This is a genomic window from Aeromonas schubertii (genome assembly GCF_000820105.1).
In the GTDB taxonomy this organism is placed as follows: Bacteria; Pseudomonadota; Gammaproteobacteria; order Enterobacterales; family Aeromonadaceae; genus Aeromonas; species Aeromonas schubertii.
Window position 1 is genome coordinate 33640 of record NZ_CDDB01000063.1, and the last position, 19635, is coordinate 53274.

21 protein-coding genes are annotated in these 19635 nt (G+C 60.9%); 12 read left to right on the top strand and 9 right to left on the bottom strand.

The features are described 5' to 3' along the window. Positions 1-44: 44 nt before the first annotated feature. Positions 45-674, bottom strand: a complete 630-nt coding sequence (gene rlmE, locus BN1133_RS12370) for a 23S rRNA (uridine(2552)-2'-O)-methyltransferase RlmE (protein WP_050666829.1) — start codon at positions 672-674, stop codon at positions 45-47. A gap of 97 nt (positions 675-771) precedes the next feature. Between rlmE and yhbY the strand changes: the two genes are divergently transcribed. After that, on the top strand, positions 772-1068 hold the full coding sequence (yhbY, locus tag BN1133_RS12375; RefSeq protein WP_050666830.1) for a ribosome assembly RNA-binding protein YhbY: 297 nt from the start codon (positions 772-774) through the stop codon (positions 1066-1068). A 103-nt stretch (positions 1069-1171) separates the two neighbouring features. Continuing rightward, positions 1172-1756, top strand: coding sequence for a PilZ domain-containing protein (locus BN1133_RS12380; RefSeq protein ID WP_050666831.1), 585 nt, complete (start codon positions 1172-1174; stop codon positions 1754-1756). A 40-nt stretch (positions 1757-1796) separates the two neighbouring features. Here the strand turns inward: BN1133_RS12380 and greA are convergent, their stop codons facing one another. From greA to pomA, 3 genes are all read right to left on the bottom strand, one after another. Beyond that, a complete protein-coding gene (greA, locus tag BN1133_RS12385; protein ID WP_050666832.1) occupies positions 1797-2273 on the bottom strand; it encodes a transcription elongation factor GreA in 477 nt (158 codons plus the stop codon). A 112-nt stretch (positions 2274-2385) separates the two neighbouring features. Further along, the gene (locus tag BN1133_RS12390; protein ID WP_050666833.1) at positions 2386-3294 is read right to left on the bottom strand and encodes a flagellar motor protein MotB; all 909 of its coding nucleotides are present in this window, start codon (positions 3292-3294) and stop codon (positions 2386-2388) included. Positions 3295-3299: 5 nt separating this feature from the next. Continuing rightward, on the bottom strand, positions 3300-4058 hold the full coding sequence (gene pomA / locus BN1133_RS12395; RefSeq protein ID WP_050666834.1) for a flagellar motor protein PomA: 759 nt from the start codon (positions 4056-4058) through the stop codon (positions 3300-3302). 212 nt (positions 4059-4270) lie between these two features. On the opposite strand from pomA, the gene xseB reads away from it, so the two are divergent. From xseB to dxs, 3 genes are read left to right on the top strand one after another with little or no spacing between them, the layout of a single operon-like run. Then, entirely contained in the window at positions 4271-4522 is a 252-nt protein-coding gene (gene xseB, locus BN1133_RS12400) for an exodeoxyribonuclease VII small subunit (RefSeq protein WP_050666835.1), read from the top strand. After that, the gene (gene ispA, locus BN1133_RS12405) at positions 4523-5413 is read left to right on the top strand and encodes a (2E,6E)-farnesyl diphosphate synthase (protein ID WP_050666836.1); all 891 of its coding nucleotides are present in this window, start codon (positions 4523-4525) and stop codon (positions 5411-5413) included. A gap of 23 nt (positions 5414-5436) precedes the next feature. Beyond that, positions 5437-7296 (top strand): 1-deoxy-D-xylulose-5-phosphate synthase, encoded by a 1860-nt coding sequence (dxs, locus tag BN1133_RS12410; RefSeq protein ID WP_050666837.1) that lies wholly within the window; start codon positions 5437-5439, stop codon positions 7294-7296. A 51-nt stretch (positions 7297-7347) separates the two neighbouring features. Here dxs and BN1133_RS12415 read toward each other — a convergent pair whose 3' ends face one another. Beyond that, the gene (locus tag BN1133_RS12415) at positions 7348-8250 is read right to left on the bottom strand and encodes a LysR family transcriptional regulator (RefSeq protein WP_050666838.1); all 903 of its coding nucleotides are present in this window, start codon (positions 8248-8250) and stop codon (positions 7348-7350) included. A gap of 111 nt (positions 8251-8361) precedes the next feature. Here BN1133_RS12415 and BN1133_RS12420 point away from each other — a divergent pair, with 111 nt between their 5' ends. After that, the gene (locus BN1133_RS12420; protein ID WP_050666839.1) at positions 8362-8967 is read left to right on the top strand and encodes a short chain dehydrogenase; all 606 of its coding nucleotides are present in this window, start codon (positions 8362-8364) and stop codon (positions 8965-8967) included. 75 nt (positions 8968-9042) lie between these two features. On the opposite strand, the gene BN1133_RS12425 is transcribed toward BN1133_RS12420, so the two are convergent. Genes BN1133_RS12425 through dapA form a run of 3 tightly spaced genes read right to left on the bottom strand, consistent with a single transcriptional unit; the run spans position 9043 to position 12199 of the window. After that, complete coding sequence (locus BN1133_RS12425) at positions 9043-10143, bottom strand: phosphoribosylaminoimidazolesuccinocarboxamide synthase (protein WP_050666840.1); 1101 nt, start codon at positions 10141-10143, stop codon at positions 9043-9045. A 60-nt stretch (positions 10144-10203) separates the two neighbouring features. Beyond that, entirely contained in the window at positions 10204-11319 is a 1116-nt protein-coding gene (gene bamC, locus BN1133_RS12430) for an outer membrane protein assembly factor BamC (RefSeq protein WP_136612884.1), read from the bottom strand. After that, positions 11312-12199 (bottom strand): 4-hydroxy-tetrahydrodipicolinate synthase, encoded by an 888-nt coding sequence (gene dapA / locus BN1133_RS12435; RefSeq protein ID WP_050666842.1) that lies wholly within the window; start codon positions 12197-12199, stop codon positions 11312-11314. Before dapA ends, bamC begins: the two co-directional genes overlap by 8 nt. Positions 12200-12314: 115 nt before the next feature. Between dapA and BN1133_RS12440 the strand changes: the two genes are divergently transcribed. The 3 genes from BN1133_RS12440 to BN1133_RS12450 all read left to right on the top strand — a co-directional run bounded on the left by BN1133_RS12440 (position 12315) and on the right by BN1133_RS12450 (position 14097). Next, positions 12315-12848 carry a glycine cleavage system transcriptional repressor gene (locus tag BN1133_RS12440; protein WP_050666843.1) on the top strand — a complete coding sequence of 178 codons (534 nt, stop codon included), beginning with the start codon at positions 12315-12317 and terminating at the stop codon, positions 12846-12848. Positions 12849-12871: 23 nt separating this feature from the next. Beyond that, complete coding sequence (bcp, locus tag BN1133_RS12445; RefSeq protein WP_050666844.1) at positions 12872-13336, top strand: thioredoxin-dependent thiol peroxidase; 465 nt, start codon at positions 12872-12874, stop codon at positions 13334-13336. Between the two features lie 260 nt (positions 13337-13596). Continuing rightward, entirely contained in the window at positions 13597-14097 is a 501-nt protein-coding gene (locus tag BN1133_RS12450; protein WP_050666845.1) for a YfbU family protein, read from the top strand. Between the two features lie 50 nt (positions 14098-14147). Here the strand turns inward: BN1133_RS12450 and yfbV are convergent, their stop codons facing one another. Further along, complete coding sequence (gene yfbV / locus BN1133_RS12455; protein ID WP_050666846.1) at positions 14148-14582, bottom strand: terminus macrodomain insulation protein YfbV; 435 nt, start codon at positions 14580-14582, stop codon at positions 14148-14150. Positions 14583-14879: 297 nt separating this feature from the next. On the opposite strand from yfbV, the gene BN1133_RS12460 reads away from it, so the two are divergent. The 3 genes from BN1133_RS12460 (at position 14880) to BN1133_RS12470 (ending at position 19634) form a co-directional block, all read left to right on the top strand. After that, complete coding sequence (locus BN1133_RS12460) at positions 14880-16082, top strand: acetate kinase (RefSeq protein ID WP_050666847.1); 1203 nt, start codon at positions 14880-14882, stop codon at positions 16080-16082. 70 nt (positions 16083-16152) lie between these two features. Then, a complete protein-coding gene (gene pta, locus BN1133_RS12465) occupies positions 16153-18318 on the top strand; it encodes a phosphate acetyltransferase (RefSeq protein ID WP_050666848.1) in 2166 nt (721 codons plus the stop codon). Positions 18319-18737: 419 nt separating this feature from the next. Continuing rightward, entirely contained in the window at positions 18738-19634 is an 897-nt protein-coding gene (locus BN1133_RS12470; protein WP_050666849.1) for a TIGR01777 family oxidoreductase, read from the top strand. The last annotated feature ends 1 nt before the right edge of the window (position 19635 follow it).

Genomic DNA, 19635 nt, shown 5'->3' on the forward strand with positions numbered 1-19635 from the left:
TCCGTAACCTCGCAGACTGACAGTTAACGACAAAAGTTAGGGTACTACAGTTTAAAACCGGTAGCCACAATGTAGACTTCCCGTGAACGGGCTCTTGATGAGTCTGGCTTGCGAATCTTGACGGCCTTAAAAATCTTTTTCATTTCATCCAGATAGGAGGTAAACCCCTCCCCCTGAAACACCTTGACCACGAAGGCTCCGTCGGGACGTAGCACCTGATGGCACATGTCCAGCGCCAGCTCGACCAGATACATGGAGCGTGCCTGATCCACCTGCTGTGCGCCGCTCATGTTGGGGGCCATGTCAGACATGACCACGTCCACCTTGTCGGGGCCGACCCGCTCCAGCAGGGCAGTGAGAACACTATCCTCCCTGAAGTCCCCTTGCAGGAAATCGACACCGGCGATGGGATCCATAGGCAGGATGTCACAGGCGATGACACGCCCACGCTCCCCCACCAGATCGACGGTATACTGGGACCAGCTGCCGGGGGCCGCACCGAGGTCCACCACCGTCATGCCTGTCTTGAGCAAGCGGTCCTTGCCCTGAATCTCTTCCAGCTTGAACACGGCGCGCGAACGCAGCCCCCTCTGCTGGGCCTTTTTAACATATTGATCATCAAAGTGTTCTTTCAACCAGCGCGTAGAGCTGGCGGAACGTTTCTTCTGGGTCATGATATCCGACTTCAAAAAACCGCGAGGGTTATTACTATTGAGGGCTAAGTGGGGTTAGAATACGCCCCTTTCAACCCTGATTGACGAAGAAATTGCCATGACGCTGAACAACAAACAGAAACAGTATCTGAAAGGACTCGCCCACAGCCTCAAGCCGGTCGTCCTGCTCGGGCAACATGGCCTGACCGAAGGCGTGCTGGCCGAGATCGATGTGGCACTCGCCCATCATGAACTGATCAAGGTCAAGGTTGCGACCTCAGATCGCGAGACCAAGCAGCTGATTTTCGATGCCATCGTGCGCGAGACTGCCGCCATCAAGGTACAGACCATGGGCCACATCCTGACTATCTATCGCCAGGCACAAGAACCCAAGATCGCCCTGCCCCGCAAATAAGGAGAGAGCCCGCTCTCTCCTTGCCCTTTCTACCTGCATAAAGCGGTTGCCAAGCTAGCGCCACGCCTCTTAACCTGTGATGAATGCAGTCCGGGAGACAACCATGAGCGGCGCGTCACACCTGACCCCCGATGAACTGGCCATGCTGTTGGAGGGCTTCGAAGCCCCCCGTACAGAGGTCGGTTCATTGCTGCATGGCCAACTTCCTCCGGCCTTACTCTCTCTGTTACAGCGCTCCCGGCGCTTGACGCTGGAGGCCGAGGTTGCCGATCACCGACTCCGTTTCCCCCTGAGCCTAGAGGCTCACTCGGAGGGCGAACTCACTCCCACCCTGGCCGCCCCGGCCATCGAGGAACTCGGTGGCGACCATCCAAGGCCCTGGCGATCGCAGCAGAAAGCCATCCTCAAGGCAGGCCCCTGGCGCTGGGCCGTGTACGAGCTCTCGGAACAGGGATTACAGGTCGATGTAACCCATTTCACCCCGAAAACCGGTGAGACGTTCAGCGCTACCCTGGAGCTGGAGGGGATGGCTCCGCTTCCCCTCGAAGGGGTCTGGATCAGGCCAACGACAGAGCCCGGCCACTGGGCACTGCACTTCGCTCTGGACCCCGATAAGCGACAACGGCTGCAAGGCTGGCTGTTTCGGCATCACCAACGGGTCTTCCCGGGCAGCGGCGATAACGAGTAAAAACGGGGAGCCTGGGCTCCCCGCATCACTCTCTGCCGACTCAGAGATACTGGACGTCGAGTACCTCGTACTCCACATCGCCAGCCGGGGTTTTCACCACGGCCACATCATCCACTTCTTTGCCGATCAAGGCGCGGGCGATGGGAGAGTTGACCGAAATGAGGTTCTGTTTGATATCCGCCTCGTCGTCACCCACGATGCGGTAGGTGACCTCTTCATCCTCTTCCACCTTGAGCAGGGTAACGGTAGCCCCGAAGATGACACGACCATTGTTGGCAATCTTGGTCACATCGATCACCTGAGCATTGGAGAGCTTGCTCTCGATCTCCTGGATCCGGCCTTCGCAGAACCCTTGCTGCTCCCGGGCCGCATGGTACTCGGCGTTCTCCTTCAGATCGCCGTGCTCACGCGCTTCGGCAATGGCTTCGATAATCTGCGGGCGCAACACGGTCTTGAGATGTTCAAGCTCTTGACGCAGCTTCTCGGCGCCGCGCACAGTCATCGGAGTATGATTCATAGTCGAAACCTGGGTTACATAAAGAGAGAGACAGCCGCCGGAAACCGGCCGCTGTCACGGGTTGTGGGAGGGCATCTTAATATGTCGCTCCCACAAATCCAAGTCGAAACGGTCACTCTGCAGGCACGGAGAGGGGCTCACTCACCTTGGGTTTGCCCTGCATGATGGCAATCTCGACGCGCCGGTTCATGCGCCGGTTCTCGGGCGTGGTATTGGGCACCAGGGGATGGGTATCGGCCATTCCCTGCACCACCAGGCGATCCTGGCCAAAACCCGGAACCTTGATCATCTGGTGCGCCACCGCCACGGCACGCTGGGTCGAAAGATCCCAGTTGGAGCTATAGAGTTCGTTCGAGGTGGGACTGTTATCCGTATGGCCGGAGACGGTAATCTCACCCGGTACATCCTTGAGCAGTCGGGCGACCTTGGTGATCACCGGCCAAAACTGGGGCTGCAGGAAGGCGGAGCCCGCCGGGAAGGCCGCCTTTTCACGAATGCGGATGATCACCTGTTGGCCCAGCGCCTCGATCTCGATGGAGTCATCCTTGATCTGGTCGTTCAACTGCTGCGCCAGTTGCTGGGCCAGGGCATTGGACTGTGCCTGTGCCTCGGCGTTGCTGCTGGCGCTGGCAGCCACCTCTTGCCCACGGCCACCGGCCTCAGAGCCATCCTGATTCTTCTGCCCGCCCGAGGTGTCCTCCTTGCCGGGCTGGAAATCGAGTTCGGTCTGGGTCAGGTCGACCGTCTGCTGCATCACGGTATCGATAGGGGTCGGCTCGGGACGGCCAGGTCTGAACTCCTGGGCGATCACCGAGGTTCCCTTGGGAATATCTTTGACCTCCAGAATATTTTGCACCCCGAAGGCCTTCTCCATCGATCCCGCAATCTGCTTGAACTTCTGCACATCCATCTCGGCAAACGAGAGCAACAGCACGAAGAAGCACATGAGCAGGGACATGAGATCGGCAAAGGTCCCCATATAGGCGGGCAGGCCGGGTGGTGGGCACTTGCAGTCGGCCATATGGATTACTCCCCGCCCACATCACGCTTGGACTGATTGAGATAATTCTTCAGCATGGCCTCGATGACCCTGGGATTCTGGCCATCCTGAATCCCCATCACCGCATCGAGGATAAGGCAGCGGGCCAGCTTCTCCTCTCCGCTGCGCAGGTCCAGCTTGTCGGCGATAGGCAGCGCCAGCATGTTGGCCTCGATGGCCCCGTAGAGGGTCGTCAACAGAGCGACCGCCATGGCCGGGCCGATGGACTTGGGATCGCTCATGTTGGAGAGCATGGCCACCAGGCCGACCAGGGTACCGATCATGCCCATGGCAGGACCGAGGTCACCTATGGTCTTGAACACCTTGATGGCGATGGAGTGGCGCTCGGCCGTCAGCTCGATATCCTTCTCCAGCACAGAGCGCACCACATCGGCGTCATGGCCGTCGACCAACATGTCGATTCCCTTCTTCATGAAGGAGTTGGGGATCTCGGCAGCCTCCAGCGCCAGAAAGCCCCCCTTTCTGGCCGCATCGGCCAGCTCCACCGACTTGGCGATGAGCTCTTCGAGCTTGTCGCTCTTGTACATGAAGGCCTTGCCGGCCACCTTGAATGAAGTCAGGAACTGTCCCAGATTGAACTTCATCATGGCGATGAAGAGTGAACCGAAGATGGTGATCATGACGGAGGGCACATCCACATACATGCTCACCGGCCCCCCCAACAGCATGCCGTAGATCACCACCCCAAATCCCAGCAAAACCCCGATTAAACTGCCCAGATCCACGTCGCTGCTCCTGTCGGCCCAAGAAAAACAGTAGTTATTTGAATTTAATACGTAATGTACAACAGGTGACAAAGCCCTGTCGCCTCTGCACCGGCTGGCTCACCTGTATCGGCACCAAGCTTTCTGAGTTTAACCCGCCCGCCGCTTTCAGCCTCCCCCGACGTCCACTCTGGTGTTACTATAAGGCGTTTTTTCACCCCCAGAGGACCAAGATGGCCAGCAAAAAGAGTGACCGCCTGAGTTTTGATGCCACCCTGGCGGAGTTGGAAACCATTGTTCAACAGTTGGAGCAAGGTTCCCTGCCCCTGGAGGAAGCACTCAAGCAGTTCGAGCAGGGCATCAATCTGGTGCGCGCCGGCCAGGCCAAGCTGGAACAAGCAGAACAGAAGATCCAGATCCTGATGAGCGACCACCACGGCCAGACATCGCTGACCGAGTTCAGACCCGAGCAAGGAGAGGATTGAATGTCTCTGGAACCCTTTACCGAGCAGCACAGGGCTCGTATCGATCGGGCCCTGCAGGCCCACCTCGATACCCTTCCCCTGATCGCCCCGCGCCTCAAGCAGGCCATGTCACACGGCCTGCTGCTCGGCGGCAAACGCGTTCGCCCCTTTTTGGTCTACGCCGTGGGCGAGATGCTGGGAGTCAGCCCGCAGGTGCTGGATGGTCCCGCCGCCGCCGTGGAGTGCATCCACGCCTACTCACTCATTCACGACGATCTGCCGGCCATGGATGACGATGACCTGCGTCGCGGTCAGCCCACGGTCCACAAGGCGTTCGATGAGGCGACCGCGATCCTCGCCGGCGATGCATTGCAGACCCTGGCCTTCTCCATCCTCGCCGAGCACCCCATGCCTGCCGACCTGATGCCCAATAGAGTCAGGATGGTGTCCGAACTGGCACAGGCCTCCGGCTATGGGGGGATGTGCGGTGGTCAGGCACTGGACATGGAAGGAGAGCGTCAGCAACTGGGCCTGTCCCAACTCGAGGCGATCCATCGCCACAAGACGGGTGCCCTGATCCGCTGCGCCGTCACGCTGGGAGCCTTGTGCCGCCCCGACATGGATGATGCAACCCTGACCGCCCTGCGCGACTATGCAGCCGCCATTGGTCTCGCCTTCCAGGTACAGGATGACATCCTCGATATCGTCGGGGATACCGCGACCCTGGGTAAGCCGCAAGGATCCGATCTCGCCCATGAGAAGAGCACCTACCCGGCCCTCATCGGCATAGAGGGCGCCCGTGAGCTGGCCCGCGAATTGCACCAACGCGCCTTAACGGCGCTGCACTCCCTGCCCTACAATACGGACATTCTGGAAGCGTTCGCCGACTACATAGTCGAACGAACCCACTGAACGCTGGACACGATTCAAATAACATGAGCGTCGACATCAACCACTATCCCAACCTGGCCTTGGCCGATACCCCGATCGAGCTGAGATCTCTCCCCCGCGAGCGCCTTCCCCTGCTCTGTAACGAGCTGCGTGAATACCTGCTGCGCTCGGTGAGCCGCTCCAGTGGCCATCTTGCCTCGGGCCTCGGCACCGTCGAGCTGACGGTGGCCCTGCACTACGTCTACAACACGCCGTTCGATCGCCTGGTGTGGGACGTGGGCCACCAGGCCTATCCCCACAAGATCCTGACCGGACGACGGGATCGCATGCACACCATCCGCCAGAAGGATGGCCTGCACCCCTTCCCGTGGCGCGGCGAGAGCGAGTATGACGTGCTGTCGGTTGGCCACTCCAGCACCTCTATCGGTGCCGCACTGGGCATGGCCGTCGCCGCCGAGGAAGAGGCGCTGGGACGCAAGGTGGTCGCCATCATTGGCGATGGTGCCCTCACGGCCGGCATGGCCTTCGAGGCCCTCAACCATGCCGGTGACGTGCACAAGGACATGCTGGTCATCCTCAACGATAACGAGATGTCCATCTCCGAAAACGTGGGAGCCGTCAACAACAACCTGGCTCGCCTCATGTCCGGCAAGCTCTATACCACGATCCGCGAGGGGGGCAAGAAGGTGCTCTCCGGCATGCCGCCGGTCAAAGAGCTGGCCAAACGGGCCGAGGAGCACCTCAAGGGGATGGTGGTCCCGGGCACCCTGTTTGAGGAGTTCGGCTTCAACTACATAGGTCCCATCGACGGTCACGATATCGACGCCCTCATCGAGACCCTGCGCAACATGCGCAGCCTCAAGGGGCCCCAGCTACTGCACGTCAAGACCAAGAAGGGCAAGGGTTACGAGCCGGCCGAGAAAGATCCTATCGGCTATCACGGTGTCCCCAAATTTAACCCGGACGAGTGTGCCCTGCCCAAGAGTGGCGGCCAGCCAAGCTTTTCCGCCATCTTCGGCCAGTGGTTGTGCGACACCGCCGCCCAGGATGAGCGCCTCATCGGCATCACCCCGGCCATGCGCGAAGGGTCGGGACTGGTCAAGTTCAGCCAGCAGTACCCGGGCCGCTACTTCGACGTGGCCATCGCCGAGCAACATGCGGTCACCTTCGCCGCCGGTCTCGCCATCGAAGGCAAGAAACCGGTCGTGGCCATCTATTCGAGCTTCCTGCAGCGCGCCTACGATCAGGTGATCCACGACGTGGCCCTGCAGAACCTGCCGGTGCTGTTTGCCATCGATCGTGCCGGTCTGGTGGGTGCCGATGGTCCGACTCATCAGGGAGCGTTCGATATCGGTTTCCTGCGCACCGTGCCCAACATGGTGATCATGACCCCGTCCGACGAGCGTGAGTGCCGCCTGATGCTCTCCACCGGTTATCACCACAATGGCCCGGCTGCGGTGCGCTACCCCCGCGGCTGTGGTACCGGCATCGAGGCAGGCCAGGATCTCGAGACCCTGCCCATCGGCAAGGGACACGTCGTGCGTGAAGGGAGCAAGCTGGCCATCCTGGCCTTTGGCACCCTGCTCACCCAGGCCCGGATCGCCGCCGAGGCGCTGGACGCCACCCTGGTGGACATGCGTTTCGTCAAGCCGCTGGACGAGGTGCTGCTGCGGGACCTGGCCGCTCGCCACGAGGTGTTGGTCACGGTCGAGGACAACGCCATTCAGGGCGGCGCCGGCTCGGCGGTCAATGAGTTCCTGATGCGCGAGCGACTGCTGCGCCCCGTACTCAATCTGGGTCTGCCTGACCGCTTCGTCGAGCAGGGCACCCAGGAGGAGATCTACGCCCTGCTCGGCCTCGACGGCGACGGTATTCGCATCGCCATCGAGCGCTACCTGGCCTGATTGGCCGGATGTACAAAGACGGGCCCCAAGGGCCCGTTTTTTGATGCCGCCTCAGGGCACCCAGTAGTAGGGATGGTCCTCAAACCAGGCCAGAATTAGCCCCTTGAAGCGGCGCAGCTTGGCCGGCAAGGGGTGCTGGGGGGCATGCAGCAGATGCAAGGGGTGCAAAGCGCCGTGCCACTCGGGCAGAACCTGCACCAGACGCCCGGCGGTCAGTGCCTCCTCAACCAGCAGCAACGGCGCCTTGGCAAACCCCACCCCGGCCTCGGCCAGGCGCAGTGCACTGCCATAGTGGTTGACCCGCACCGTGCCCTGCACCGTCACCCGCGCCTCTTCCCCCTGACGCAACAGGCACCACTCGTCCCAGGCCGGGTTGCTACCCTGTAGCAGGCAAGGGTGCGCCGCCAGTTCGAACGGCGTCTGCGGCGCACCGACCCGGGCCAGCAAGGCGGGGCTCGCCACCACCAGATCCTTGAGGCGACCGATGCGCCGTGCCACCAGGTCCTCCGGTAGCCGCTCCATGGCGCGCAGGGCCAGATCGCTCTGCCCCAGGGAGAGATCCTGAGGAGCATTGCTGAGATCGAGCTCGAGGCGCACCCGCGGGCAGAGCTCGCCGAAGCGCGCAACCAGATCCGCCACCAGGCGCTCGCCGGTGCTGACCGGCGCGGTGAAACGCAGCACCCCGCTCTCCTCCTCGGTCAGGGCCCGCACGCTCTGCTCGGCCTGTAGCTTGAGAGCGAAGATCTGCCCCGCCTGGGCATACAGACTCTGGCCGGCCTCCGTCAGCACCAGGCGGCGAGTGGTGCGCTGCAGCAACTGGGCACAGAGCGAAGCCTCCAGAGCCGTGACATGGCGGCTCAGGGCGCCCTTGCTCACGTCGAGAGCGTCGGCAGCGGCTGAGAAGCTGCCGTGGCGCACCACCTGATAGAAACTCTCGAGCTGGGCGATATCCACGATTAACTCCAAATTCGCAACAATGCGTTCATGTTAAGCGCTTTTTCGCCAAATTGGTTCCTCTATGATGTGGCTCATCCCCGATCGTTCGTCCTCAACATGGAGCTCATCATGAAACGCATCGTCATCGTCGGCGCCGCCGGCACCCTGGGCCGCGCCGTACACGCGGCACTGGCCGAAGGCAACGAGATCATCACGGTCGGCCGCAGCCGCGGCCAGGAGCGGGTCGACATGACCGACAGCCGGGCCTGCCGCGATCTGTTCGCCCGCATCGGACTCTTCGACGCCCTGGTGGTCACCGGCGGTGAGGTGGCTTTCGCGCCACTGACCGAGATGAGCGACGCCCAGTGGCAGCACGGCCTCACCAGCAAGCTGATGGGTCAACTCAACCTGACCCGCGCCGCCATCCCGCACCTGCGCGACGCCGGCTCCATCACCCTGGTGAGCGGCATCCTGAGCGACGAACCCATCGCATCTGGCAGCAGTGCCTGTACCATCAATGGCGCCATCAACCACTTCGTGCAGGCCGCCGCCTGCGAGCTGCCGCGAGGCCTGCGCATCAATGCAGTGAGCCCGACCGTGCTGAGCGAGTCGATGGACAAATACGCCTCCTTCTTCCCGGGGTTTGTGCCGGTGCCGGCCGAGCGGGTGGCCCAGGCCTACCGCAAATCCGTGCTCGGGATCCAGAGCGGGCGCGTCTACCCCGTATTTGGATAATGAAAAGGGGCCTCCCGGTGGAGGCCCCCTTATTGTCACAAAAAAGGCAAACGTTTGAATCTAAACGCCAAAAAATCACTCGATGAGGCCGTAACCGGTCAACACCTCGATGATCTCCTGCTTGGGGTTGGTGCTCAGGGCGATCGGGTGGCCCACCACCTTCTCGGCGATGCCGAGGTAGGTGCGAGAGATATCCATCATCACCTCGACCGGCAGCTTGTTGTTGTGTGCCAGGGCGAAACGCTCCTCCATCCGGTTCTTGTTGAGCAGGATGTCCGAGTCCGGGAAGTGGGTCAGCAGCCACTGACGGAAGCCCTCCTTGGACTGTTCGATGATTTGGCCGTCCCGATGGGCCGCGCCGTCCCAGATACGGGAGCTGTCGGGGGTACCCACCTCATCCATGTAGATGAGCTTCTCGTTGCCGGCGGCATCGGTCACATAACCAAACTCGAACTTGGTATCGACGAAGATCTGATCCAGCCTGGCCAGCGCCTCGGCAATCACCCCAAACCCTTCCTTGAGCAGGGTCTCATAACGGTCGATATCGGCCGGTGAGCGGAAGCCGAAGGCCCGATAGTGGCGCTCCAGATCGGCGCGGGAGACGTTGACATCATCGGCCTCGGGCACCCCTTCCAGACCGGTCAGGATCCCCTTGGTGGAGGGGGTGATGAGGATCTCGGGCAGCTTCTGATCCTTCTTGAGTCCCTCGGGAAGGGTGATGCCGCAAAATTCCCGCTCCCCACTCTGGTAAGCACGCCACATGGAGCCCGTGATGTACTGGCGGGCGATCGCCTCGACACGTACCGGAGTGGCCTGTTGCACGATCCAGACGAAAGGATGGGGAATGTCGAGAATATGGCTGTCGGCCAGCCCCTGCTCACGGAACAACCTGAACCAGTGGCTGGAGATGGCGTTGAGCGCGGCGCCCTTGCCAGGTACACCCGCCAGCCCCTCTTCTCCCTGCCAGATACAGTCGAAGGCGGAGATGCGATCGCTGATCACCATGATGGCCAGTGGCGTGTCGGCCGGCACATCGTAGCCTCTGTCACGGATCAGACGGGCGCTGTCGGCAGCCGTCAGCCAGTAGACGCTGCGCACCTTGCCGGAGTGAACGGGGCGCTCGGTGCGGATCGGCAGATCATCGTTTACCGCGAGTACTTGGTCTGCAAGAGTCATGGTTGATAACACTTCCTGTTGTGGGGGGATAACAAAACAGGGGCACAAGGCCCCTGTTTCTTATTCGGTTTTGTCTGCCACGGCCTTGGCGAAGGCCTTGGAGAGGGTGATGTGCATCTGCGACACCACACTCGATTTGACCGGCTTCTTGTCCTTGTCAAAGAGAGTGATGGAGGTCTTGCCCCCGGCCATCTCTCCAAGCTGGAAGCGGTATTTGCCCTCTTCGAGGTTGAACGGTTCGGCGCCCACCTCCTGCCAGAACGCCTTGCCCGGATCCTCGTACTCGACATCGATCCAGCCCAGGGACTGTTGGGTGTCCTTGATGGTAAAGCCGTAACGGGGCAGCAGTCGATTGATGCGTTGCCACACCAGCTCGAAAGAGGCATCGGCAACCCAGGCACTCAGCTCGTTATTGTCAAAGCCGAGCTCGAGTCCCATACCGACGGCGGCCTTGTGCTGCTCACGGCTCTTGAGTTGCTGGTCATAGTAGAGGCTGAACTGGTTGAGGGCGCGCACCGCATAGCGACGCGCCTCGTCCTGGCTCAGGCCGCTGCTCTTCTCACCGTCCATCTCCTCTTCATGCTGCAGCACGCGCACGGAGACATTGACCGAGTGACGAACCTCATCACGCTTGAGGGTAAAGAGGTAACGCTGGCGGATCTGATAGTCCTCATCCTCTTCACCCCAGCCATCGAGGGCGGCGGTATTGGTGAACCAGCCGGTCTCCAGGGTGCCTGCATTGCGGTCCAGATTCTCGGTGGTTACACCAAACTTGGCGAGGAAGTTCATCAGGAAGGCCCAGGCATCGGAGCCCACATCCTGAGAGGTGCTCAGGGCGTAGTAGGCGATGGTGGGCTCGCTGGCACCCTGCACGATCTGGCTGCCCGGAACCACGGTCAGCAGCTGGGCTGGCGGACGCACATCGACCTTGGCCCCTGTGGCTCCGTCGCGGCTCGACTCGGGGAGCGGAGGAACATCATAGTCGCTGGTGAAGCGGGGGGATTGCAGGCCTGCCGGGATGAGGAAGGCGCGGCCTTCCAGCTTGGCCTCCTCATACTCGAAACCGCGATTGGCCATCTTCCGATCCTGCGGGCTGCTGCAGGCAGCCAGCACGGCCATGCTGATGACGCCCAGGGTCAGGCGTGCAGCGCGTACTCTTCCGTTTGCTTTAGACACTCGCAATCAACTCCGCACTCTTCAGGGCCTGACGCATCGCTACCTCCCCCTCCGGGGTCAGTTCGGTGAGCGGCAGGCGTAGGGTGGCCGAGGCGATCAGATCGAGCTGGGCACAGGCCCACTTGACCGGGATCGGGCTCGGTTCGATAAACAGGGTCCGGTGCAGCGGCATCAACCTCAGGTTGATGGCTTGAGCCACATCGGCTTCCTTGGCCAGGGCGGCGCGACACATGTCGGCCATCAGGACCGCGGCAATATTGGTGGTGACGGAAATAACACCGTCACCGCCTTGCAGCATGAAATCACATCCGGTCGCATCATCGCCACTGTAGAGGGCAAAATCGGCACCACACAGTTCACGCAGCAGGGGCGTGCGATCCAGATCGCCAGTGGCCTCCTTGAGGCCGATAATACCGGACTGGCTGGCCAGACGCCCCACCGTCTCCGGCTTGAGATCACAGCCGGTACGGCCGGGCACATTATAAAGGATCTGGGGCAGACCACTAGCGTCGGCGATGGCGCAATAGTGGCGATAGAGCCCCTCCTGGGTGGGCTTGTTGTAGTAGGGGGTGACGCTGAGACCGGCCACCACGCCGCTCTGTTCGAAACGACGGGCCAGCGCGATGGCGTGGGCTGTGTTGTTGGAGCCGCAGCCGGCGATGACCGGAATGCGACCCGCCGCAAGCTCGACACAGCGCTCGACGACGGCGATGTGCTCATCCTGGGTCAGGGTCACCGACTCGCCGGTAGTACCGACGGCAACAATGGCGCTGGTGCCGCTTGCCACATGATATTCAACCAGACGTGAAAGGCTGGACCAGTCCACCTCACCCGTGGGGGACATGGGGGTGACAAGGGCAACGATACTACCGCGCAACATGGGTTTTTCTCCTGAAATTCAGGGCCGTAATGGTAAGGTGCGCCCGTTGCAAAAACAAGGAGCCCCCACCGCAAGCGTGATACCATGGCGCAAATTTCAGGACGAGAGATGACCCATGACCCACTACCTGGTAGTGACCGCCATCGGCACCGACAGGCCCGGCATCGTCAATGAAGTGACCCGCCATGTGACCGACTGTGGCTGCAACATAGTCGACAGCCGGCTGGGGATCTTCGGACAGGAGTTCACCTTTATCATGCTGCTGTCAGGTGACTGGAACAGCCTGATGCAGCTCGAGATCACCCTTCCCCTGCGCAGTCAGGAGTGGGATCTCATCACCATGATGAAACGCACCGAGCGCCATCAACCCCGCGATTATCCCCTCTCGGCCGAAGCCGAAATACTGCTGAGGGACGAACCCGGCATCGTTTCACGCTGTACACGCCACTTCAGCGACCAGGGCTGGGACATCCACGCCATGCAATCGGAGACGCTGGAGCAAGCCCCCTATAACCTGCTCAAGATCCACTTCGAACTCAAACTGGCCAATGATGCAGAGCTCTCCTCCCATGAAACCGGGTTTGCCGACTTCTGTCGTACTCTGGGAGCCGAGTCCTTCCACATCACCTTCAATCAGCGCCGCCCCTGAGGGGCACACACCAAGGAGCAACCATGCCGATGCTGCAAGCCGGAGCCCAGGCTCCCGATTTCACCCTGCCCAACCAGAATGGCGAGCTCGTTTCCCTCTCGGATCTGCGCGGCAAGAGAGTGCTGATCTACTTCTATCCCAAGGCGATGACCCCGGGTTGTACCACCCAGGCCTGTGGACTGCGCGATGTGCAAGGCGAGCTGGCAGCCCACAATCTGGTGGTCCTCGGCATCAGCACCGACAGCCCCGCCCGCCTCAAGAAATTCGAGCTGCGCGATGGTCTCAACTTCACCCTGCTGGCCGACGAGGATCACGCCGTCGCCGATGCCTTTGGGGTCTGGGGCCCCAAGAAGTTTATGGGTAAGGAGTACGACGGCCTGCACCGTATCAGCTTCCTGCTCGACGAGCAGGGGCAAATAGCCCATGTCTTCAACAAGTTCAAAACCAGTGACCACCATCAGGTGGTACTGACTCACCTGGCAGGTTAAGCCCGGATAATAACGGGGCCGGCATAAGCCGGCCCCGTTACGGTGTCGCCACATCAATCGGATGCAGAAGAGGTGCCTTGGTGGTTCACTTCGGCGACGAAGACAGTTTCGTTTGTGTCAGGCTCTGTTGCAATCCCCCTCCCGCACGATTAATTCATCACCCCTCTCTCCCAACTCGCGCCCCTGGCGACCCAGATCAAAAAATTCATTCTATATATGAGTTAACGTGCCCTCAGACTCTTTGATACGCGAGAAACACCATGAACATGAGCCCCTCCGAGCGCCTCATCCTCTGCAATCAGTACGAGATCCTGGCCAAGCTCAACCCCGAGCAGGCCCCTGCCTATCTGCGTGCCAAGACCATCGTCGAGCGTGGCTACGGCCTCCAGCTACAGGATCTTGGGAAGAGCCTGGGGCAGCTGAGCCGGGAGAGCTGCCAGGAGGTGATCGACACCCTGGAGATGCATCACGCCATGGCGGTCTCCTGGGAAAACCTCGCCAGCGAGGAGCAGAGCGAATTCCCGCAGGCGCGTCTGCGCTTCATCGGTTACAGCCGCAGCCACGAGGGCGAGCTGTGTGACTACGTCTGCTTCCTGCTCGAAGTGGAGAAACGCTTCCCTGAGGTCGATTGCCCCTGTGAATCGCTTTCCAGTGATGTGGCCATGCGTGGCAAGTATCAGCGCATGCTCGCCGCATGGAGTGAATGCCCGCGCCAGTACAAGCTTTCGGTACAGGAGCTGAGAAAAATCCTCAATGCCTGATCGGGATCAGCAAAGGCGCCTGCGGGCGCCTTTATGCTAAACGGGTTGACTCATTCGTAGAGAAATGAGCTGTCGAGCTTGTCGAAGGCCGCCTTGAGCGTTTCGGCCAGCTCCTGGTAGCGGGGAGAATCGACGGCCCGTCGCCGGCAACCCTGCTCGCTCATGCGGCCATTGATCTCACGATACCAGTGAGCCAAAGAGGGTGGCAGAGGGGTTACCGCACGCCGGCCGAGCCAGTAGTAACCCTGCAGCGGCATACTCAGCATGAAGATAAGAGAGGTGAGAACAGAGGGCCAATAAGAGGCATCCCCGAACTGGTACTGCAGCATCAGGCAGATCACGACCACGGGGGGCAGCACCCTGGCACCAAATTCGATGGCGTGAATGACCCGGTTTTCCGGGAAGAGGGGATTCAGCTCGGGACGACGGGGCCACACGGCCAGATAGCGTCGACCAAGCTGTAATTTACTTCCAAAAAGATCCATCACCTGGCTCCTCTATGTCGACCAAACCACCACTTAAATCGCAAAACCTCAACTTTTTTTGATGTAAGCCAACAATGATTGAGGATGACTTTGTTATTTTCCAACAAACAGGTTATCCTTTATGCGCCTTTTTTTGCGTGTCGGCCACGCCGTTCACGCTGTCATCGGAGCCTTGCTATCACTATACAAGGCGAAGGCCGAAAAATGCCAACTCTCCCGATGACCAACACCTGAACCGTCAGTCGCCCCGCGCCCGAGTCGGACGCCTGTATAACCATTCTGCGATAGGATTAATTCATGAGTAAGCTGGTTCTTGTTCTTAACTGTGGCAGCTCTTCCCTGAAATTCGCCGTCATCGACGCCAACACCGGTGATGACCTGCTCTCCGGCCTGGCCGAGTGCTTCAACCTGGCGGATGCCCGCATCAAGTGGAAGCTCAACGGTGAGAAGGGCAACGCCGAACTGGGAGCCGGTGCCGCTCACCAGGAAGCCCTGGACTTCATCGTTCACAAGATCCTGCCGCTCAACCCCGAGTTGGCCAAGAACCTGGTTGCCATCGGCCATCGTGTCGTGCACGGCGGCGAGCGCTTCACCTCGTCCGTGGTGATCTGTGACGACGTCATTGCCGGCATCGAAGCCGCCATCCCCTATGCGCCGCTGCACAACCCGGCTCACCTGATCGGCATCCGTGCCGCCATGAAGGTATTCCCCGAGCTGGCCGACAAGAACGTGGCCGTGTTCGACACCGCCTTCCACCAGACCATGCCGGAAGAGGCCTTCCTGTACGCCCTGCCGTACAAGCTCTACAAAGAGAACGGCATCCGTCGCTATGGCGCCCACGGCACCAGCCACTACTACATCAGCCTGGAAGCGGCCAAGCAGCTGAACAAGCCGGTTTCCGATCTGAACATCATCAACTGCCACCTGGGCAACGGCGGCTCCGTCTGTGCCATCAAGAATGGCCAGTCCGTCGACACCTCCATGGGTCTGACCCCGCTGGAAGGCCTGGTGATGGGTACCCGTTCCGGTGATATCGATCCGGCCATCATCTTCTTCCTGCACGACAAGCTGGGCATGAGCGTCGATCAGATCAATGCCATGCTGACCAAGGAGTCCGGCCTGCTGGGTCTGACCGAAGTGACCTCCGACTGCCGTTTCGTTGAAGACAACTACGACAGCAAGGAAGAAGCCAAGCGCGCCATGGATGTCTACTGCTACCGTCTGGCCAAGTACATTGGTGCCTACGCCGCCGCCATGGACGGTCGTCTGGACGCCGTAGTCTTCACCGGTGGCATCGGCGAGAACTCCGCTCCGATCCGCGAGATCACCCTGGGCAAGCTGGGCCTGCTGGGCTTCGACGTCGACCACGACGCCAACCTGGCCGCCCGCTTCGGCAAGGGTGGCGAGATCACCAAGGCCGGCTCCACCAAGGCCCTGGTCATCCCGACCAACGAGGAGTGGGTCATCGCCCACGATGCGCTGGAACTGGTCGGCGCCTAAGATTTAGCTGTAATGCAAGGCCGCCCAAGGGCGGCCTTTTCCTGATCCCAAAACAACCAAGGGGTATAAAGTGGCACGCACTATTATGCTTATCCCGGTCGGCACCGGTGTCGGCGTGACTTCCGTGAGCCTGGGTGTGGTTCGCGCGATGGAGCGTCACGGTGTCAACGTGAGCTTCTTCAAGCCGGTCGCCCAGCCGCGTCCGGGCGAAACCGGTCCGGAGCGCTCCAGCGCCGTGATCCGCGCCGCAGCCAACATCAATCCGCCCGAGCCGTTCGCCCTCTCCTACGCCGAGAACATGATCACCACCAGCAACACCGACATCCTGCTGGAAGAGATCGTGGCCCGTTTCGAAGAACACGTGAAGAGCAGCGCCGCCGAAGTGGTGGTGGTAGAAGGCCTGGTTCCGACCGACAAGCAGCCCTTTGCCAACAAGCTGAACTACGACGTGGCCAAGGCGCTGGATGCCGACATGGTGTTCGTCACCCATCCGGGTAACGACTCCAGCCAGAAGCTCAAAGAGCGTATCGAGCTGGCCTGCTCCAACTTCGGTGGCGTCGCCAACAAGCGCATCGTCGGCTGCATCATCAACAAGGTGGGCGCACCGGTTGACGAGCACGGTGTGACCCGCCCCGATCTGACCGAGATGTTCGAGGCTCACCACCAGGGTGCCGATCCGGCGCACAACCTGGAGGTGCTGCAGGTCTTTGGCAAGAGCCCCCTGCGCATCCTCGGCTGCATCCCCTGGAACACCCAGCTGATCGCCCCGCGTGCCAAGGATCTCGCCAAGCACCTGGCCGCCAAGATCATCAACAAGGGTGAGCTGGATACCCGCCGCCTGCAGACCGTCACCTTCTGTGCCCGCTCTATCCACAACATGGTCGAGCACTTCCGTCCGGGCAGCCTGCTGGTCACCTCCGGCGACCGCTCCGACGTGATCGTCTCTGCCTGCCTCTCCGCCATGAACGGCACCAAGCTGGGCGCCCTGCTGCTGACCGGTAACTACCATCCGGAGCCGCAGGTGATGGCCCTGTGCCAACAGGCCATGGCCACCGGCCTGCCGATCATGATGATCGGCACCAACACCTGGCAGACCGCCGTCAGCCTGCAGAACTTCAACGTCGATATTCCGGAAGATGACCGCGAGCGTATCGAGCTGGTGCAGGATTATGTGGCCGGCCACATCGACAAGCACTGGATCGAGTCCCTCTCTGCCAAGTCTACCCGCTCCCGCCGCCTCAGCCCGCCGGCATTCCGTTATCAGCTGACCGAGCTGGCTCGTCAGGCCAACAAGCGTGTCGTGCTGCCGGAAGGGGAAGAGCCGCGTACCATCAAGGCAGCCGCCATCTGTGCCGAGCGTGGCATCGCCCGCCCGGTGCTGCTGGGTAACCCGGAAGAGATCCGCCGTGTCGCCGATCAGCAGGGCGTGATCCTGACCGATCGCGTCGAGATCATCGATCCGGTCGAGGTTCGCGAGCGCTACGTGGCCCGCCTGGTCGAGCTGCGCAAGAACAAGGGCATGACCGAAGTGGTCGCCCGCGAACAGCTGGAAGACAACGTGGTGCTGGGCACCATGATGCTGGAGCGCAATGAAGTTGACGGCCTGGTATCCGGCGCGGTACACACCACCGCCAACACCATCCGTCCGCCGATGCAGATCATCAAGACCGCCCCCGGTTCTTCCCTGATCTCCTCGATCTTCTTCATGCTGCTGCCGGATCAGGTACTGGTCTACGGTGACTGTGCCATCAACCCGGATCCGAGCGCCGAGCAACTGGCAGAAATCGCCATCCAGTCCGCCGAGTCTGCCGCCGCCTTCGGTATCGAGCCGCGAGTGGCCATGATCTCCTACTCCACCGGCACCTCCGGCGCCGGCGCCGATGTGGACAAGGTACGTGAAGCCACCCGCATCGCCCAGGAGAAGCGTCCGGACCTGGTCATCGACGGCCCGCTGCAGTACGACGCGGCCATCATGGAGAACGTCGCCAAGTCCAAGGCGCCGAACTCCCCGGTTGCCGGCAAGGCCACCGTCTTCGTGTTCCCGGATCTCAACACCGGCAACACCACCTACAAGGCGGTACAACGCTCTGCCGAGCTGGTCTCCATCGGCCCCATGCTGCAAGGCATGCGCAAGCCGGTCAACGACCTCTCCCGTGGTGCCCTGGTGGATGACATCGTCTACACCATCGCCCTGACCGGGATCCAGGCGGCCCAGCAAGACGCAGCCCAGGCCTGATCGCCCCAGTGACGGCATAAGCCCTGCTTCGGCAGGGCTTTTTTATATCCGTTTGATCTCAGGGATCAACATGGAGGATCCGGGATCGGATCCTCGATCCCTTGTGGTGAGAGGCATTGGGAAAGAGCAACCACTCACCCACCGCCAATCCCTTGCACAAGGAGGGCACATTTTGACGTGGCCAGAAATTTTTCATATAAATCATATAAATAAAAATAGAAGCACGGCTAATCTACAGAGTTTTCCACAGATTTTGTGGATAGTTTTCAGATCTTTTGAAAGAAAATAACGCTCTTGAGCGGCCCCACCCCTTCCCCGGGACCAAATCGATAGCCTCCAAACAAGCTCAAGTAATACAACGACTTGTTCCAATTTTTGGGAATGGCTAGAGTAATGGGCACAGAGGCAGAGGAGCTGATATGAAGATCCTGATCACCGGCGGCACCGGCTTCATTGGCCGTAAATTGGTCGCCCAACTCAAGCAGCTGCATGATCTGGTGATCCTGAGCCGGGATCGCCCCCGCGCCTGGCAACGGCTGGGGCACGATGTTGAGATCATCGATAACCTGGATCGCCTCGATAATCTGGATGGCTTCGATGCCGTGATCAACCTGGCCGGCGAGCCGATCGCCGAGGGACGCTGGAGCGAGGAGCGCAAACAGCTGCTGTGCGACAGCCGCTGGCTGCTGACCGAACAACTGGTCGATCTGATCCAGCTCTCCGAGGCTCCTCCCCGAGTCTTGATCAATGCCTCTGCCGTGGGGTGGTATGGACGACAAGGCCCGGAGCCGGTCGACGAATCCTGCCAGCAACCTCACGACGAGTTTACCCATCGCCTCTGTCAACGCTGGGAGTCCCTCGCCTTGCAGGCGCGCAGCAAACAGACCCGGGTGTGTGTGCTGCGTATCGGTATCGTGCTCGGCAAGGAGGGGGGCGCGCTGGCCAAGATGCTGACCCCCTACAAGCTGGGATTGGGTGGCCCCCTGGGATCGGGAGAGCAGATGATGAGCTGGGTCCACCTGCAGGATCTGGTGCGCGCCATTTTGTTCCTGCTCGAGCATGAGGAGTGCCAGGGGATCTATAACGGCACAGCCCCCCAGCCGGTGAGCAACCGGACATTTAGCAAAGCCCTGGCCTCAGCCCTGCATCGTCCCCACCTCCTGATGGTCCCCGCCCCCCTGCTGCGCCTGGCCATGGGCGAGGCGAGCGATCTGTTGTTGACCGGTCAGGCGGTGCTGCCGACCCGGCTGCAGGAGGCAGGCTTCCATTTTTCCCACCCGGAGCTGGCGCCGGCTCTCACCGATCTCTTTACCTGAC

Coding starts and splice junctions, on each gene's coding strand:
- rlmE (WP_050666829.1), bottom strand. CDS start 674: ATGACCCAGAAGAAACGTTCCGCCAGCTCTACGCGCTGGTTGAAAGAA.
- yhbY (WP_050666830.1), top strand. CDS start 772: ATGACGCTGAACAACAAACAGAAACAGTATCTGAAAGGACTCGCCCAC.
- BN1133_RS12380 (WP_050666831.1), top strand. CDS start 1,172: ATGAGCGGCGCGTCACACCTGACCCCCGATGAACTGGCCATGCTGTTG.
- greA (WP_050666832.1), bottom strand. CDS start 2,273: ATGAATCATACTCCGATGACTGTGCGCGGCGCCGAGAAGCTGCGTCAA.
- BN1133_RS12390 (WP_050666833.1), bottom strand. CDS start 3,294: ATGGCCGACTGCAAGTGCCCACCACCCGGCCTGCCCGCCTATATGGGG.
- xseB (WP_050666835.1), top strand. CDS start 4,271: ATGGCCAGCAAAAAGAGTGACCGCCTGAGTTTTGATGCCACCCTGGCG.
- ispA (WP_050666836.1), top strand. CDS start 4,523: ATGTCTCTGGAACCCTTTACCGAGCAGCACAGGGCTCGTATCGATCGG.
- dxs (WP_050666837.1), top strand. CDS start 5,437: ATGAGCGTCGACATCAACCACTATCCCAACCTGGCCTTGGCCGATACC.
- BN1133_RS12420 (WP_050666839.1), top strand. CDS start 8,362: ATGAAACGCATCGTCATCGTCGGCGCCGCCGGCACCCTGGGCCGCGCC.
- BN1133_RS12425 (WP_050666840.1), bottom strand. CDS start 10,143: ATGACTCTTGCAGACCAAGTACTCGCGGTAAACGATGATCTGCCGATC.
- dapA (WP_050666842.1), bottom strand. CDS start 12,199: ATGTTGCGCGGTAGTATCGTTGCCCTTGTCACCCCCATGTCCCCCACG.
- BN1133_RS12440 (WP_050666843.1), top strand. CDS start 12,315: ATGACCCACTACCTGGTAGTGACCGCCATCGGCACCGACAGGCCCGGC.
- bcp (WP_050666844.1), top strand. CDS start 12,872: ATGCCGATGCTGCAAGCCGGAGCCCAGGCTCCCGATTTCACCCTGCCC.
- BN1133_RS12450 (WP_050666845.1), top strand. CDS start 13,597: ATGAACATGAGCCCCTCCGAGCGCCTCATCCTCTGCAATCAGTACGAG.
- yfbV (WP_050666846.1), bottom strand. CDS start 14,582: ATGGATCTTTTTGGAAGTAAATTACAGCTTGGTCGACGCTATCTGGCC.
- BN1133_RS12460 (WP_050666847.1), top strand. CDS start 14,880: ATGAGTAAGCTGGTTCTTGTTCTTAACTGTGGCAGCTCTTCCCTGAAA.
- BN1133_RS12470 (WP_050666849.1), top strand. CDS start 18,738: ATGAAGATCCTGATCACCGGCGGCACCGGCTTCATTGGCCGTAAATTG.